The following is an 18,722-nucleotide window of genomic DNA, read 5'->3' as shown; positions in this document are numbered from 1 at the left end:
ATGTGGAACATCTATCAGGCATACATCGATGGGACCTTCGTGCCCGTACAGGGCAGCGAGCGGCTGGAGATCGTCAACCCCGCAACCGAGCAGGTCATCGGCACAGTGACCTTGGCGAACCGCGACGATGCGAAGCGAGCGATCGATGCGGCCAATCGGGCACAGCCGGGGCTGGCCGGCAGCACCAAGGCACAGCGCATCGAGATGCTCAAGCGCCTCGAGGCGGCCGTGCTGGCGCGCACCGACCAGATCTGCGAGGCCACGATCGAGGAGTACGGCGGCCCTTTGGCCCGCTCGCAATGGGTCAGCAACTACGCCTCGCAATGCTTCGCGAGCACGGCACGGATGCTGCAAGACTACGTCTTCGAACGCCGCTTGGGCGACGCCACTGTGGTGATGGAGCCCGTCGGCGTCGCCGGCCTCATCGCCCCCTGGAACAGCACGGCCGGAAGCATTTGCAGCAAGTTGGCATCGGCCATCGCCGCGGGCTGTGCCTCGGTCGTCAAGCCGAGCGAGTTGGGCCCGCTGCAGGCGCAGGTCGTGACCGAGGCATTGCATGACGCGGGCCTGCCGGCCGGCGTCGTCAATGTACTGCTCGGGCGCGGCGGCGATGTCGGCGACGAGATCTCCACCAACCCGGGAATCGCAAAGATCTCGTTCACCGGTTCCACGCAGACCGGCAAGCTCATTGCGCGCGCAGGCCTGGATACCATGAAGCGCGTGAGCCTGGCGCTTTCGGGCAAGTCGGCCACCGTGATACTGGACGACGCCGACCTGGTCGCCGTGTTGCCCATGGCGCTGAACGCGGCCTTCATGAACAACGGCCAGGCCTGCGTGGCCGGCACGCGACTGCTGATCCCGAACGTGCACATGACGCAGGCGATCGAACGCCTGCAGGCCACGGTGACCGCCATGCGCGTGGGCGATCCGCGCGACGCCGCCACCGCCGTCGGGCCGCTCGCGAGCAAAGCGCAGTTCGAGCGCGTGCAGCATTTCATCCGCCGCGGTCTGGCGCAGGGCGCGACGCTCGTGGCCGGCGGCGAAGGCCGCCCGGACGGTCTTGACAAGGGCTGGTTCGTGCGGCCCACCGTATTCGCCGACGTGCGCAACGACATGGACATCGCACGCGAGGAAATCTTCGGGCCGGTGCTCTCGGTGATCGGCTATGACGACGAGGATGAAGCCGTTGCCATCGCGAACGACTCCGTGTACGGGTTGCAGGCCTACGTCTTCTCGTCGCAGCCGATGCGCGCCCTCGGTGTGGCCTCGCGGCTGCGCGCCGGCACGGTGCTGGTCAATCGCATCACGCCCGAATTGATCGCGCCATTCGGCGGCGTCAAGCAGTCGGGCATCGGCAGAGAGTTTGGCATCTTCGGCATGGAAGCATTCCTGGAGCCCAAGACCATTGCCATTCCGAACGGCCTTGTGCTGCCCCGTCAGGCAGCTTGAGCACGATCGCTCGCCGGTTGGGTTCACGGCCCCGCGCGCCGGGGGCACGCTCTACGCCGCCGAGTCTCTCAGCAACCGTTGGGCTGCTTGCAGGTCTGCCGTCTCGAAGCCTTCGGTGTAGCGGACGAGGATGCCCGCGAGCCCAGACCGTACGTTTATCTCAGGTCCAGACTCGCGATAGCTAGAGCCACCCGAACACCCTATTGCATGACGAAATCGCCTCCCGCACGCGACTCCGTCAATTCCTATTTACGGCGGTCCTCGATGAGAACTCAACCCACGGTGCCGCATAACCAATTGAACCACGTCAAACTTTTTATCCAGGAAATGGACCGCTAAATGCCTTGGAGCACGCCGATCCTAGAACCCACAGCTCCATTTCCCGCGCCTGGATGACCAACTTCCTTCAGGGTGAGGATCACGCCCAGGACGGCAATCCTCTTACCGACGTCAACTCGGTGCAGTCGAGCGATCTGCTCGGAGTTCGAAAAGAGTCGAGAGTATTAGCTCATAACCTTGGTGCGGAAGAATCGAATTTGTGTTCATCTCGAGCCACCAAAGTCTTTGCTCCGCGTCAACAACCGCGTCCACGCTGCACATCAACGGCACGCTCGCGGTTTGCTGCAGTATCTGAGCCGCAAACTCCCCCATTTCATTCAGTTGAAAGGAACTTGACTGCAGAAGATCCGGCAAGCCGTTCACGTCGACGCTCTTTCGCCGATCTTCAAAGGTACGCCCGTAGCGGAAGTCGATCCAAAAGGCTCGGCCGTTCTCTGGAACGCCATCCGGGTCGATGCTCTGGAACCTTAACGTCGAGCGCACGATCTCATCGCTCACCAGTCCCGCCGCGCCGATGTCTTGAGCAATTCTTGCTTTCGCCAAAGCTATGGCTGTATGAACGCCGTCGGCCTGAACAACCGGATAGTCCTGCACATGCGCAAAGAATGGTTGTGAACCCCAAAACCAAATCTTGGCCATGCGGCCAGCTATGAACTGCTCGGGGAACGCCTGACCTCGACCGGCGGCGAGATTCGGCTGCACCGCATCGGTGATCGGTGTGCCTGCCTGATACGGACCACTGATGTCATAGCCGAACGAACCTTCCGATCGCTTCAGGATGAAGTCGGCATCGGGCTGCTCGCCAAGCTTCCATTGAGTCGGAACTCGAATTCCCTGAGCCGCGGCATCCCGCTTGAACAACAGCTTGTCTGTGGACCAGCGAGACGTGTAGGGCCGATACGGCAACCAGCCACCGAACCCTACTGCATGCTCCGTGAGAACCTGCGAGTGAACGAATTGGCCGCCCACCCGTGCCGGAAACATGGGGTGAAGCCGAAATCCAGCGCCTTGGCGTTGCAGACGTAATTCGAATGTGCGCATGTCCAGTTGCGCTTCAGCATCGTTTGCCGTCGCCCACTGCATGACAGTGCGGAAGTGATCAAGAACAGTCGAAATCGCCATGAGAGGGACCTGCTATCAGGCCAGAGGATGGGGAAAGAGACCACGTTTCACAAAGTGCGCCATGCCGCGAGGCACGGCGTCTCGTCCGAACGCGATCGGAATCGTATCGGCGATCAGCACACGCACCGTATGAATTCGCCGTCCATCCAAAGACGCAGGAGCTTCGCTTGCGCTGAGATCAACCCAGCATGCGGGCTTGCCGGCACTGCGTAGCCGCTGCTTCACACTGCGTGGCCACCTGGCTTCCAGCGCCTCCATAGTTTCGCTGCTTGCGTCCGCAAAGAGCGCTAGCGCTTTCTCAAAATACCTGCGCTGCGCGTAGAGGTCACCATGGTCGCTTGGTGAATGGATGGCGCTTGGACTGATGGGCCGACGCGGCGTACCGAGCAGGCGCGCATTCGCAGCCACAGATGCTTCCGTCAAAGCTCTGCCGAGCGACTCTTCAGCACTGCCAGCGCAGGCAGAGCCCAAAACGAAAAAGCCTTGCTTTGGCGAGATCACCCCTGCGATCGCCACAGGCCCCAAGTCACCTTGTACCGCCCCGAGAACGACCCGCAGACCCAGTTTGGACAAGGAAGAAACTCGCGCAGCGAGGTCAACCGAAAGCGAAGTTGGAGAGACTTCAGAGCACGGTCGCTGCGCCAACCAATGGCGCAGAAACGCGTCTCGCTCGATGATTTCATACGCGGCGCGCTCGCGCGCCACGGCAACGTCGACGTCGCTTGCGCAGCCCGAGGATGTCACCTTCATCAACGGCGAAATACGCGCTTTTGCGGGCAAGCTGCCAATGCTGAAGACGCATTCCGCGGGCAGCCAGACGTCACCGTCCTTCTCCAAACTCCGCCCTTTGACCCAATGTCGCTCCTCATTGGGGTCGTATGCTGCGACGCCCAGCACAGCATTCGCGTACTGCTCAGACGCAAAGCATCCCCAGCGGCGTGGATCCACCGTTAGCCTCATCGCCATGCCAGTCGCGCGGGTCAACGGCAGGCTCACTCTTCGATAGCTGTAGCGCTCCACGATTTCGGACACAGCGATGTCACATGCTGTCTTCGCATCAGGAGAGCGACCCCAGCCGACAATGCCTGCTGTATTGGCGCCCAAAAGCTCTGCGCGTACGACATGGGTGACCTGTTCGCTGCCGTGAACAGGGGCCGCAGGCATCCAGCGGAGTTTTAACGAGGGCTCGGGTGCCGAACGCTGCGGCACACGTGACCGAATGGTGGCGCAACCGATGATTTCGTGCGCCTCGACACCGCAGAGAAGGCTCAGGCGACTTGACTCGAATTCGAGATCTTGCGAGAGCTCAAAGGGCACCTGCCGCAGTGCATCTTCTGCGCGCTGCAAAGCCGCTCCGGTGGTGAGCAACTGCCGACGTGTACGCGATCGAGAGTCTTCATCGTGCTCCTCAGAACGAATCGCAGCAACAACCACTAAAGCGTGCGCCTGTTGCAGGCTTTCTGGATTCGCAATGGCGCGATAAATGTCGCGCCACATCAAGGACGACGAGCGCGCATGCACCTCCACCTCTCGCCCTGCGATCCGGGCCAAGTCGGCGCCAGTCAATGACTCACCTCGAGAGCCCTCAGGAGCAAAAATGAAGGATCGAACGGCTACCACACGCATCGCGGCTGAGCCTTCAGCAATGTAGGGCGCAAGCGCATGCGCGACGAGCTCCAGCGCCTCGTCCAGACCAGCAACGCGCGACTTGGGCCATCGAGCCGGCTCGCTGACCGCCTGCCAATCAAGCTCGTTTTCGCCTGCGGAAGTTTGAACTGCTGCCGCCGAAGATGAGGCCAGCGCACGCAATGCGACCGTCGAGGCGTCGACCAACACCCCCGACGAGAGCATTGCGCGCAGGAACCCTGCGAACGAGCTGGCGCCCCACTTCCTCTGCGCCAACGCTTCAACCTCGCTCAAGGAGCGATCACCGTCGCACCAGTCGACCAACCCTTTGAGGAATCGTCCGGGCGCTTTTACCTCTAGCTCGCCCCCCTGGCTGCGCAACCGAAGGAGGCCGCCTCGAATCTGCACGCAGCCAGCAAGACACGGCCGCGTATGTCCGGCCGCATCTTTCTCCCGTGGTTTCAAGGAACCGCAGTCAGGCACTCTGCAGGCTGAACTTGCGCACGAACGATTCAGCGTGCGAGTCGGCCTGCATTCCGGTCCAGCCTGCTTCAGGCCGTTGCCTGCCCGTTCCGTGCGAATAGGCAGCAAAGCCTTCGACGAACACGCTGCACGCGTTGGTGGTCACGATGTTGTACAGCTGCGTCGACGGCTCCATGTGATGGTAGATCGGACGCACGTGCAGCCAGCCCGTCGTATGTGCCACCTGCTCCGGCAGATCGAAGGCCAGTGCATGGGGCGCACCTTCGATCTTGGGCTCCACGGCATTGCGCTGCTCGTAGAGGTAGTGGCTCAGGTTGTACACACCCCAGTTCTCGACTGTTCCATCGTCTGTGCGGCGACTCGTCCACAGCGGGTGCTCGTCGGTCACAAACAGGCACTCGTCGCCCACGCCGCGGATTTCCAGCACGCGGCGTGTCATGCCCAGCACCGGGCGCTCAAGCATGCGAACGCGATCGGGCCCCGACATGGTCATGACCATGTCGCCCACCTGCACGTCTTCCACCGCCTTTTGCGAACCGTCGGCCATGAGCACACGGTTGCCGGCCAGGAAGCAAGTGCAGCTGTTGCACGAGTAATCGGTCAGCAGATCTTCGGCAGGCTTGCTGCGGTAGGGGCGAACCGTGACCGACCAGCCCTCCTTGGCATCTTGCTCTGGCGCTCTGCTGCTCACACAGCTTTCCGCACCATCAACGAACAGCGGCATTTCCTTTTGAATCGATCCCATTTTTCAGCCTTTCGTATTCATTCGAATCGCAACGGACATCCGCGAGCCCGACCGTCCTCGCGACCTGTGCAGCCCCAGTCGATGTGGCTTGCATGGAGCTTATCCGTCGCTTCGCAAAGTTGTTTAGTGACCCAGCGGCGCCGAACACTTTGGCGCCCGCTAAACAAATGTCACGGCGCGTGGATGTATTGCCAGGAACCGTGCGCCGATCCTTGACCTGCAGGTCGGATGGGCAGCCACCAGGGACATAGCCCTGGATATTGCATCCGATCTGCCAGGCAGCGGGCGCAAGGCAGGCCGAATGCGCGCGGAGTGGATCCATCCAAGACACGGGTATAAAAATGGTAGCGATCGTCAGCGGCAACAGTCTCGGCCTGAGTTTGACGTCTTTGGCAACCCTTGGGCAGCGCGGCACGCAAGGTGCAGCCGGCCAAGGGCGCAACGGCGAGCAGGCGTTCGTCAACATTGCGAACGGCAACCTGGTCCTGCAGGACTTCGACGACAAGCTAGTCGGGCGCGGCCTGGACATCAGCGCCGTGCGGACCTACAACAGCCAGGGGCTGCTCAACGACGATAACGGCGACAACTGGGTGGTTGGCGCCTACGGTCAGAGCGTCAAACTGCTCAGCGGCACGCTGGGCGCCGCGAGCAGCACGCTGGTACGCGTGGACCGAGATGGTGCTGCGGCAACCTACACCTGGGACGCAGCGCGAAGTCTTTACGTCAGCTCCGCGGGCGCGGGGGCGTTCGACACGATCGCCTATGACGCCACTGCCCAGCGCTTGAACTGGACCGACGGCGACACCGGCTTGCAGGAGAGCTACGAGTCGACGTCCCTTGGGCGCCTGCTGACGGCCAAGGATCCTGCCGGCAACACGCTCAGCTATACCTACAACGCCAACGGCACCCTGCAGAAGATCGCCGACGCCAACGGCGAGACCACCTACTTCGACTACACCGGAACCAACCTCACGCAGATCCGCACCGAGGCAACCGGCAACGTCGTCCTCACCCGGGTGCGTTACGCCTACGACGCGTCCAATCGGCTGACGAGCGTAACCGTGGACCTCACGCCGGACGATAACGTCGTGGCGGACGAAAAGACCTACGTCACGACTTACACCTACGACGGCACAAGCAAGCGCGTGGCATCCGTCACGCAAAGCGACGGCACCAGCCTGGCTTTCAAGTACACACTGGTCGGCGCTGACTACCGCGTCTCCAGCGTCAAGACCGGCGACGGGCGGACCACGCTCTATTCGTACGACACCACCAACCGTGCAACGACCGTGATCGACCCCATGGGTCTTCAAACGGTCTACACCTACGACGCCGCGGGCCAACTCACGCAGATCCAGGCACCCGCAGTGGGTGGCGTCTCGCAGACGACGCTCTTCAGCTACGACGCCGCCGGCAACATCACCTCCGTCACCGATCCCCAAGGTTTCACGGTGACGATGCAGTACGACGCATACGGCAACCAGACGCTGCAGCGCGACGCCGCGGGCAACACGATCACCCGGACGTTCGACACGCGCAATCAGCTGCTGACCGAGACGGTCTACCTGACACCCGATCCCGACGGTGCAGGCGCCGCGCCGCCCACTCAACCGCTGACGACGCGCTACGTTTACGACGCCGCGGGCAAGAACCAGTTGCGTTTTGTCGTAAGCGCAGAAGGCCGAGTCACCGAGTATCGCTACGACAGCTACGGCCAGCGCACGTCGGCCTTGCAGTATGCCGGCGGCAAATACGACGTTTCTGCCCTGACCACGACCGCCGTGCCGACAGAGGCGCAACTGGTCACCTGGAGCGGCACCCAGGACCGCACACAGGCCAGCCGCACCGACACGGTCTACGACGCGCGCGGCCAGGTGCAGAAGGTGACGGTGTTCGGCACGGTCGACGTCAGCGGCAACGGCGTGGCCGACGCCACCCAATCGATCACCCAGTATGTCTACGACCGCGCAGGCCTGCTGCTGAGCAGCATCAGCGCCACCAATGGCACGACCCAGTTCACCTACGACGGCAAAGGTCGCCAGCTCTCGAGCCAAAACGCGCTAGGGCAGACCACCCTCACGAGCTATGACGACGCGAACAACAAGACCGTCGTCACGCTCGCCAACGGGCTGATTACAACTAGCGCCTACGACAAGAACGGGCGCCTGACCAGCATCACGCAGAGCTCGGCGCAGTCGACCAACCTCGGCACGGCCTCCAACACGTATGACGATGCCGGTCGCCTGATCCAGCAAATCGATGCAACTGGCGTTGTGACAGGCCGCGTGTATGACCTCGCCGGTCGCTTGGTCGCAGAGATTGACGGAACGAACCGCGTCACCGAGTACCTCTACGACAGGAACAACCAACTTACGCAGAAGATCGTTTATGCGACGGCCGCCAACGCGACCGCTGTCAGCAACTACTACTCAGACCCGAGTTCGGTGCCGGCGAGCAACCTGAACAACATCCGCCCGGCAAGCACTACCGCCGACCAAAAGTCCTGGCGCATCTACGACAGCGCCGGACGCCTGGTACGAACCGTCGATGCCGCTGGCGCCGTCACGGATCTGCGCTACGACGGGGCATCCCGTCTGACTGGCACGACACAGTACGATCAGGTCATCGCCACGGGTGCGCTGACCAGCGCGCCTGCGCTCGAGAACACGACACCTACTGCGGACGCCAACAAGGACCGGGTCACGCGGCGCTTTTACGACAACGATGGCCTGCTGCTGGGCACGCTGGACGCAGAAGGCTATCTCACCGAATCGCGCTACGACGGCAAGGGGCGCCTGATCACCCAGATTGCCTACGCGACCGCGACGACGGCATCCTTGCGTGCAAACGGAAGCATCGCGCAGCTGATTCCGGGCAGCAACGCGCAGGATCAGACCTCGCGTTGGTTGTATGACGATCAGGGCCGCGTGCTGGCGCAGATCGACGCCGAAGGCTACATGACGGAATTCGTGTACGACGCCAACGGCAACGTCACGACGTCCACTCGCTACGCCACGCAGGTCAACGCCACGTTGCTGTCACAGATGACGACGGCCACCACCGTGGCGACCCTGCGGCCGGCCACGGCTGGCGGCGTACGCACAACCGCCAGCGTCTACGACAAGCTCAACCGCGTCACCCAGCGCACGAACTACGAAGGCACCGTCTTCCAATACGAGTACGACAACGTCGGCAACCTCGTGAAGACGACGAATGCCGTGGGCACGGCCGAAGTGCAAACAGTCAATGCGCGCTACGACCTGCAGGGACGGCTCACGGGCGAGTTGACGGCCGAAGGCGGCGCATTGCTGGTGGCCGGGCAGACGCAAGCACAAATTGACGCGATCTGGTCGCAGTACGGCCTCACCCACGCCTACGACGCGGCCGGCCGCCGCGTCAGCACGACGGATGCGTACGGGAACAGAACGCTGTACTTCTATGACAAGGACAGCCGGCTCACCCACACGATCAACGCCCTGGGCGAGGTCACGGAGCAGCACTACAACGCGCTCGGCCAGCTCGATTCAACTACACGCTATGGCACCCGGCTGGCCAGCCTGACGGACCTGAGCGGCGGGCTCGTCACCCTGGCCTTGACCACGGCCGTCACCGGCATCAAGAACACCACGCTCGACACCACACAGACCTTCAGCTACAAGCTGGCCGGTCAGGTCGCGAGCGCCGCGGACGCCCTCGGCAACGTCACCCAGTCGAGCTATAACGCCTTCGGCGAACTGACGGGCCGTACGCAAGCCCTGGGCAGCGGACAGCAATTGGTTCAGTCGATGACGGTGGACCGCCGCGGGCTGGTCACCGGCACGGTATCCGATGCCTCTGGAATCAACGCGATCACGAGCGCCGTCTACGACGCGTTTGGACGCGTCAAGAGCAGCACCGACGCCAATGGCAACGTGCGCCAGCAAAGCTTCGACCGGCTCGGGCGTACCGTCAGCACGACCGACGCGCTCGCTGCTGTGCGCTCCAGCACCTATGACGCATTCGGGCGCGTGATGACGCAGACCGACGCGCTCAACCAGGTCACCACCTTCACCTACAACCAGACACTGCGCAGCGTGGCGGTGAAGACGCCCGAGAACATCACGGTCACTACCGTGTACACCCGGCTGGGCCAGACCCAGAGCGTGGTGGATGGCAACGGCAACACCACTACCTACACGTACGACAAGAACGGCAATCAGCTCACCGCGGTGACAGCGCTGACGACCACCGCAAACACCTACGACCGTGCCGGTCGCCTAGCGACCACCAAGGACGCCAATGGCACGGTTGTCACGCTGGGGTATGACGCCGCCAGCCGAGTGCTCACGCGCACCGTCGACGCGACCGGGTTGAATCTGATCACCACGTACGCGTACGACCCCAAGGGCCAGCAATACACGGTGACGGACCCCAACGGTGTCGTCACGCGCATCACCTACGACCTCAAGGGTCAGGTCCTCAGCCGTGCGGTCGACCCCGCAGGGCTTAACCTTCTCACGCAGTACACCTATGACGGTGTGGGCAACACCCTCACCGTCATCGATCCGAACGGCGTGACGACCCAGTACGTCTACGACAAGCTCGGTCGCCGCACGCAGACGCGCGTGGACCCCGCCGGCTTGAACCTGACGACGGCCTATGCGTACGACAAGAATGGCAATGTCACGAGTCGCACGGATCCCAATCTACAAGTCACGCGCTACGCGTATGACGCAGAAGATCAACTGATCTTCACGCTGGACCCGCTAGGCAACCTGCAACGGACCAAGTATGACGCCGAGGGTCGCGTCATCCAGACCGTCGGCTACGCAGCCCCCATAGACGTCACCGGGCTCGGAGCAGCGCCGACGGTCGCACAGATCGAAGCCAAGGTCGCCGCGATCGTCAACACGGCCAAGGATGCGATCGAATACCGTGTTCTCGACAAGAACGGGCGCATCGTCGCGACAGTGAACGGCTTGGGCGAGGTCGTCAAGTTCGTCTATGACGGCAATGGCAACGTCATTGACCGCACGGCCTACGCCAACAGGATCACGCTTGCGAGCTGGACAGTGGGCAGCGTGCCCGCCCCCACGGCCGATGCCACGAGAGATCTACGCCTGCGCACGGTGTACGACCAGCTCAATCGGGCCATTTACACGATCGACGGCACGGGCGCCGTTACGCGCAATATCTATGATGCCAACGGCAATGTCGTCGAGCACCTTGCGTACGCGACCCCGGTCCCTGTCGCGACCGCAGCCACCGCCAGCGCTCTTGCCGCGGCCGTTCTGCTGGCGACCAATCCTCAGCAAGCAGGCACCAACCTCCTGACGCAGAGCGAGTTCGCAAATGGCGTGACCGATCTGCAAGCCAAGGGCGGCGGCATCACGGCGGCGACGATGACCGGGATGGCGGGTGCGATCAGGGTCGACAGAGATCCGAGCGTCACCACGTACGCGTACAAATCGCTGACACCGGCCCCAGTCCCCGGCGTGAGCTATACGCTGTCCGTGATCGTGGAGATGGAAGATGGTCTGCCGCCGTCGTTCGGCAACGCGAGCGTCACGAATGCCGCGAATTCGTTCGGATTGGCGCTGTTCATGGGCTCCACCAATCCGCTGAAATATGTGGTCCAGGACATGGGCTCGGGCCGCTATCGCGTGTCGGTCACAGGAGTGGCACCGCCGGCAGCAAGTGTCTATTTCGGGGTACTCAAGTACCCCGGGAATGACGCTCGCGCCTTCCGCGTCTCGGGCTTCCAGGTGGAACAGGCCGAAGTTGCCAGCCGCTACACGACCACCACCACGGCAGCGGTGGTTCAAGTGGCGACCGGCGTGCGCGAACGCTTCGTCTATGACCGTGCCAATCGCCTGACCTGGCGCGCCGATGGCGTCGGCGCGGTCACGCAGCTGGTCTACGACAAGAACGGCAATGTACTGAAGACCATTCAGTACGCGACGGCCATCACCGGCGCGGTGTCGCTCACGACGGTTACTACAACTGCAGGCGACCGGATCACGGACTCGGTTTACGACACGGCAAACCGCCAAACATTCGTCACGGACGCACTCGGCACGCTCACCGAGACGGTCTACGACAAGAACGGCAACGTCACCACGCGCTATGCGTACTCGAAGCCGGTGGCCGTGCCTACGACGACCAGCAAGCTGACCGACGCGCAGGCCAGAACTGCGCGCGTCTACGACTACGCGGGCGGCGATCGCGTCACGCGTGCTGCCTACGACGCAGCCAATCGCCTCATCCTGAACGTCGACGCCACAGGCGCGATGGTGGAGACCTTCTACGACGCCGCGGGCAACGCGATCAAGACGACAAGCTATGCCAAGCCGATCGTTCTGACGACGCTGCAGAACAACTGGACCGCCAGCTACGCCACACTCAAGGCACTACTCGCGCTCGATACGGCCAACGATCGCACGGTCAAACGCACGTACGACAGTGCCAGCCGCCTGGTCTATACCGTCGACCCGATGGGCTTCGTGAGCAAGAACGTCTACGACGGCGTCGATCGCATCACCCAGACGGTCAACTACTGGTATGCCATCCCGGCGGCCACGGCCAACACGACCGCCGCCGTGGCTGCGGCCATCGTGCCGCAAGCCACTTCGGACCGAACCACCAGCTTCAGCTATGACGCCGCAGGTCGTCTGCTGAGCACCACCGACGCACTCGGCTACACCGAGAGCTACACCTACAACGGCCTGGGCCAGAAGGTCACCTTCACCAACAAGAAGAGCTCGGTGTGGTCGTACGTGTACGACGCGGCGGGTCATATGACCACGGAGACCGCGCCAGCCGTCGAAGTGACGGCGGTCAAGCTGGACGCCAACGGCAACCTGGTCGTCGATGCCGCGAACTCCGCCACCGTGGGCGTCATCACCCAGTTGACTTACGACGCACTGGGCAACCTCAGGTCGCGCACAGAAGCTGTGGGGCGCCCCGAGCAGCGCGTCACCAGCTATGAGTACGACGCGGTGGGACATCAGGTCCGTACGGTTTTCCCGACGGTCAACGTGTACAGCCCCGCCGGCGATTCGCTCGCCACGAACGGCGCGGGCGGCCTTGCTTCGCGCACCGAAGTGGCTACGACGCTGGAGACACGCACGACATACGACGTGTTCGGCAACGCCATCACGAACCGCGACGTGGCTGGCAGCTATAGCTACAAGACGTACGATGTGCTGGGCCGCGTCAAGTACGACGTCGACGCGCTGGGCTTCGTCACCGGGTACGTCTACAACACCTGGGGGCAAGTCATCGAGCTGACGCGCTTCGCCAACGCCACCACCCTGGCCGACAGTTCACCAGCGAGCCTGACTGCGACACAGGTCACCACCGCAGTGAACGCGGCTGGCATCGACCATGGCCCCGACCGCAAGATCACGACGACCTATGACCGTGCCGGGCGGGCGACCAAGGTCGTTGAGCCTCAGACCTACACCTACGACTCCTCCGCCCCGGCAGGGTCGCAGTACGCCAGTGCTGGTCGCACCACGGTCAACACGTACAACGCCTTCGGCGACCTCACCCGCGTCGGCCTGCTCAAGAACGCGACCCAGAACACCTGGATCTACACAAACAACTACTACAACCTCAACGGGCAGCAGATCGCCAGCGTCGACGCGCTGGGCTATCTGACCACCCAGTCCTTTGATTCCTTCGGCAAGGTCAGCGTCCACACCGAGTTCGCCAATGCGGTCGCAAACTGGAACGCCGCCAGCGCGCCTGCGACGCCGCCCACAACCACCGCGGATGTGCTCAACGACCGCAAGACCAGCTACGCGTACGACCGCATGGGCCAGAAGCTCAGCGAGACGCGTGCCAATGTGGAGTACAGCGCAAGCAGCAACGGCACCACCTCACGGGCGGACCTGGTGACCAGCTACGCGTACGACGCGGTCGGCAACCTCACGCGCACCACCGATGCGAACGGCGGAGCCACTTACAGCTACTACGACGCGCTCGGACGAGTGAGCGCGACGGTCTCGCCGTCCACCTCCAACGGCAACCTCGTGGCCGGCACGAGATTTCAGCGTGATGCGTATGGGAACGTCGTCGTCAAGACCGAGACGCACGTCTACAAGTCAAGCGCCTCCGCAGACGCATATGCATCGGTTGGCGCCACGACGCTGGCCCCAGGTCAGAGTCTGACGCCAGGACAGAGCATCTATTCGCCCGACGGCCGCTACAACTTCACGCTTCAGACCGACGGCAACCTGGTGGTCTACGATCGCCACGACAACAACCAGGCGGTCTGGAATTCGCAGACCTCCGGAAGGGTCGCCACCAGTTTCACTTTCCAAACCGATGGCAACCTGGTTCTGAGCGGGCCGAGCGGAACCATCTGGTCCTCCGGGACCGCTACCAAGGGTGGCGCCAGCCTGGTCATGCAGGGCGATGGCAACCTGGTCCTCTACACCGCAGCCGGTGCGGCAGTTTGGTACACAGGGGGCGACAACAATGCCGCAATCAATGCCGACCGCGTGACCTACACGCAGTACGACAAGCTTGGGCATGCCACACAGAGCACAGACGCTGCGGGCTACAGCCACTACAGCTCGTACGACGCGCGCGGCAACATTGCCAAGGAATGGCAGTTGGTGACCGACGGAAACAACGCCTCGAGCACGCTGTTCCGGGCGTACCAGTACGACAAGTTGGGCCAGCAGACGCACGTCATTGACCCGGCCTCCCGCAGTCAGGTCAGCGGCGGCACTGTCACGACCGTCACGCAAGCCCAAGCTGGGTTGGTGGACACGGCGCTTGAATACAACGGCTTCGGCGAGGTCACCCGCAAGGGCGTCAACGGCGGGCGCCAGGAGTATTTCAACTACGACAACGCCGGGCACATCTGGCGCACCAACTCGGGCGACGGGGTCGACAAGGTCGCTTTGTACGACCTCGTAGGCAACCAGACGGCCAACATCACCAGCTACGGCAGCACAGCTGGCGATGTCAACCTGCTCAACAGCTACTCGACGCCTGACGCCGTGGCGGCAGCCGATCTGCGCCGCACCGACATGGTCTATGACCTGCTGGGTCACCTGGCGTCGACCATCGCGCCGCAGCGCAGCGACGCCACCGGTGGCGCGCAGGTCAGCCGTCTGTTCACCCAAGGCACGATTGCCGGATCCAGCGCACCCACCCGCGACGAAAGCGGCATGGCCAACGGCAGCGTTGGAACGAACGTCGTGAATCTGGCCTGGTCGGCGCTGCGCAATCTCGGCAGCGGCGACATCAAGGTCGTCATGGAGTACACGACAAAGCCGTACTCCGTCACGCCCGTCCCGCTGGACGCCAACGGCAATCCCGTCATAACCGATGAGAACGGTCAGCCTTTGCCGCCGCCACAAATGGTCGCGGGCCAGCCGCGCAGCCGCACGCAGATCGTCACCAACCTGGCGGAGAACACCAACAGCCTCACGATGCGCTGGGACGACGCCGCGAACGATGCGAATGGCGGCGTCGGGCGAGTCACCAAGATCACGATCTACAAGAAGGACACCTACGGCAACTGGCAGCCCGTGATCGCCGACGGCACGGTGGGCTACAGCGGTCAGGTGATCGACATCGACGCACCGACCGATCCGTCCAGTTCGATGCGCTTGCAGATCCGCGCCGCAGGCAGCACCGGCGAGACCGGCTGGAGCGACGCGCCAATGGTCAATTTCGGCGACATGCTGCGCTACAACGCCAGCGCTTTGCCGCCGGGCAACTACGAGTACCGCGTCACCCAGACGACCAGTGCGGGCGTCGCGACGGTGACCGCTCGCGGCACGGTGGTGCTGACCTCCCCTCCCCTGGCCACGATCAGCGTGCCCATGGGCTTCTACCAGACGAGCCTGTACACGGGCGGGCTGTTCACCTGGCCCTCGCCAGGCGCCTCGGTGGAGCAGACGTTCCGCTACCGCGCCGCAGGCGGCAACGGTGCCTGGACCACGGTGGCAGTCTCCGACCGCGGCAACGGCCGCGACGGGATCGACCTGTCGGCCATCGCCGCAGGCAACTACGAGTACGAGTTGCTGTGGACCCGTTCGGGCGAAGGCGTGCCGTATGCGCACGCCACGGGCCCGATCAGTTCGACGGGCTGGGTGCTTCCTCAGTGGGTCCCGCCGGTCAACCTGCCTGTAATCACCGGGGTCTCTGTCCAGATCGTTGGTACCGGTGGAGTCGACGAGTCCAACAATCCCATCGGCACCCCGCTGACAAAGATCCAGTGGCCCTACGTCGCCTCGGACGGCGCAGGCAACGCGGTCACGTTCCGGTACCGTCTCCAAGGCAGCAACAGTGCCTGGAGCACACTGCCTATTCAGGGTGTTGCCGGCAGCGACGAGTCAAGCCAGCCGCTTGGCACGCAAAACGTCGATGTCACCAGCCTGCCAGCGGGACGCTATGAGTTCCAGATCCTGGCGACCTACACCTCCCTGGGCACCACGCAATCGGTTGCTCAGGCCACGGGGATCCTGGACAACACCCGCACCCCCATCATGGAGACGCGCTCGGGCGTCAACGTGATTCCCTATCAGGTCCAGGTGGGCTCCACCCCGATCTACGCGAGGGACGAAGGCGGCAACATCATCTACGAGACCGTCTACGAGACGCAGTACCAGACGCAGCAAGTGCCCGTGTGGGGATGGGTACAAGTGCCACGGGTGGAGGCCTATCAAGTCGCTGTCCAGGGCGGCCCCATGATTTCCGGCTACGACGAGTCGAACAACCCCATCTATGTGCGCGACGCCTGGGGCAACATCCAGTACGAGACGGTCTATCAGACGCAATACCGCGTGGTCTACGACAACGTCTGGACGGTTGTCGGCTGGCAGCCGACAACCGTTCCAGTGCAGGTGCCGGTGCAGCGTCCCGTCATCACGGGATATCAGCCGGTGTACGAGTGGCGCTACAACTATGTGCCCTACTCCTACCAAGTGCAGGTCGGGACCACGCCGATCTCGGTCCAGGACACCACGCCGCCTTACACGCCGGGGTACTGGACGCCGGCCATTCCGCCGCTGTTCGCCTCGCAGAACACCACCGGAGCCGGCAGCGCCGCAGCCAGCGAAAACAACACCGATGGTGCGGCGGCAACTCAGACGCCAACGATCCAGGGCGCGAGCACCACCACGCGCCCGGCGGTCAACCAGAACGTGGACCGCTGGGGCAACGTAATCTCGATCAGCGACCCTCGCTCGGCCGCCTGGGTCACCACCTACCGCTACAACGCCAACAATCAGCTCGTCGAGCAGAAGCAACCCGACGCCAACGGCGCCCAAGATACAGCGGGTGCCGCGACCACCCAGCTGTTCTACGACAAGCTCGGCCGCCAGGTGGCGGTCAAGGATGCCAATGGCAATGTGCAAGGCCAGGTCTACGACGCGCGCGGCAACCTGATTCAGGAAGTGCACGCCGACGGCGGTGTGATCAACAACAACTACAACGTCTTCGGCGACAAGGTGGGCACGGTGGACGCCGAGGGGCGCTCGACGAGCTTTACCTACGACAACCTGGGCCGGCTGTTGACGACCACGCACATGGCCGCCGACATCTGGGGATGGGCAAGCCCGTTCGGCCCATCGGTGACCTCGACGACGGCGATCATCGAGGCGAACACGTGGGATCAAGCGGGACGCAAACTCACCCAGATGAATGGCGCGGGCGAAATCCTGCGCTATGCCTACGACCTGCGCGGCAACGTCATCAGCACCACCCAGCCTCTGGGGCAGGTGACGCGCGCTGCTTTCGATTCGATGAACCGCAAGGTCGGCGAATACGACGCCAACGGCGCGCTGGCCACCTGGAGCTACAACTACTTCGGGCAGCTCACGGGTCACGTCGACATCGGCGGGGCAAGCTACAGCTACACCTACGACAATGCGCGGCAGCTCACGCAGCAGACCAACTCTCGGGGCCAGAACCTCAAGTACTCGTACGACAGGGCCGGCCAGCTCCTGCGTATCGACGACGCGGGCGTGGGCAAGGTCACTACCTATGCCTACGATCTGGCAGGCCGTCACGTCCGTGAGACCACCACGCAAGGAGGAGTCGCCTACCAGGATAACCAGATGGCGTATGACGCCCTCGGTCGCCTGCGCTGGGTGGCCGACACCAACGCGTACATCTCCATCGACTACGACAAGGTCGGTAACCGCACGCACATCCACACCAAGCTGAACTACAGCGGCGTGAGCAGCCTGGTGGGACAGATCGAGCAAGCCGAAGAGAGCGACCGCTACTTCGCCTACGACCAGATGAACCGCCAGACGCTTGTGGATTCCGCCACCGGCGACGGCAGCGTGCTGGGCGCAGACGGCCACCGCCTTAGCTACGACAAGAACGGCAACCGCAAGCGCGATGAGCACGCCGGTGTGCGCATCATCCAGCAGAACGGCCAGTGGACGGCCGTGGGCGGCAATGTGGTGGAGACGTACGACTACGACAATCTCAACCGCCTGACCACCACCTGGCGCGACGGCGCGCGGGTGGAGACGCGTGGCTATGACGGCGCAAGCCGCGTCATCCAGTCCATGCCCGATGGGCTGGGTGTGGACTACGTCAACCTACACCGCCAGTACCGCGCCGTCAATGGCACCGACGCCCTGCAGGGTCGGAGCAGCCAGTATGACGCGAACGGCCGTCTGACCCACCAGAGCACGGTCGAGTACATGGCCGCCGCGAGCGTGGTCGACTACACCTATGACGCCGTGGGCAACGCGACCTCGTACCTGGTGGCTGACACGCTCAACGGCACTTTCACGAACACCGCCGTCACCGTGGAGCGCGCCGAGGGCTATCGCACCGGCTCGAGTTTCAGCGTGACCGCGCGCGCCGGCACCACTCAGATCCTGTCGCAAGGCATCATGGGCTACAACTACGACGCCAACGGACACCTGAGGTCCACCGGCGACGTCGGCCAGACCGCCCAGCCGGACCTGCGCACGCACAACTTCATCAACGACGC

5 protein-coding genes are annotated in these 18,722 nt (G+C 63.3%); 2 read left to right on the top strand and 3 right to left on the bottom strand.

Annotation, left to right across the window (positions count from 1 at the left end):
• Positions 1 to 1,449 carry an aldehyde dehydrogenase family protein gene (locus PMI12_RS02920; protein ID WP_007828949.1) on the top strand — a complete coding sequence of 483 codons (1,449 nt, stop codon included), beginning with the start codon at positions 1 to 3 and terminating at the stop codon, positions 1,447 to 1,449.
• A gap of 450 nt (positions 1,450 to 1,899) precedes the next feature.
• Here PMI12_RS02920 and PMI12_RS02915 read toward each other — a convergent pair whose 3' ends face one another.
• From PMI12_RS02915 to PMI12_RS02910, 3 genes are all read right to left on the bottom strand, one after another.
• A complete protein-coding gene (locus tag PMI12_RS02915) occupies positions 1,900 to 2,910 on the bottom strand; it encodes a hypothetical protein (protein WP_007828947.1) in 1,011 nt (336 codons plus the stop codon).
• A gap of 15 nt (positions 2,911 to 2,925) precedes the next feature.
• Positions 2,926 to 4,830: a YcaO-like family protein gene (locus PMI12_RS27985; protein ID WP_157632118.1), complete on the bottom strand. Its 1,905-nt coding sequence runs from the start codon at positions 4,828 to 4,830 to the stop codon at positions 2,926 to 2,928.
• A 181-nt stretch (positions 4,831 to 5,011) separates the two neighbouring features.
• Positions 5,012 to 5,743, bottom strand: coding sequence for a Hint domain-containing protein (locus PMI12_RS02910; RefSeq protein ID WP_042672738.1), 732 nt, complete (start codon positions 5,741 to 5,743; stop codon positions 5,012 to 5,014).
• Between the two features lie 362 nt (positions 5,744 to 6,105).
• Here PMI12_RS02910 and PMI12_RS02905 point away from each other — a divergent pair.
• On the top strand, positions 6,106 to 18,722 hold a 12,617-nt coding region (locus tag PMI12_RS02905), incomplete at its 3' end, for a Rhs family protein (protein ID WP_007828941.1).

The organism is Variovorax sp. CF313, assembly GCF_000282635.1.
In the GTDB taxonomy this organism is placed as follows: Bacteria; Pseudomonadota; Gammaproteobacteria; order Burkholderiales; family Burkholderiaceae_C; genus Variovorax.
The sequence above is the reverse complement of the archived record's forward strand: the minus strand, read 5'-3'. Positions and strand labels throughout refer to the sequence as shown.

What these genes read in the sequence shown, in the direction of transcription:
- PMI12_RS02920 (WP_007828949.1), top strand. Translation starts at nt 1, where the DNA reads ATGTGGAACATCTATCAGGCATACATCGATGGGACCTTCGTGCCCGTA.
- PMI12_RS02915 (WP_007828947.1), bottom strand. Translation starts at nt 2,910, where the DNA reads ATGGCGATTTCGACTGTTCTTGATCACTTCCGCACTGTCATGCAGTGG.
- PMI12_RS02910 (WP_042672738.1), bottom strand. Translation starts at nt 5,743, where the DNA reads ATGCCGCTGTTCGTTGATGGTGCGGAAAGCTGTGTGAGCAGCAGAGCG.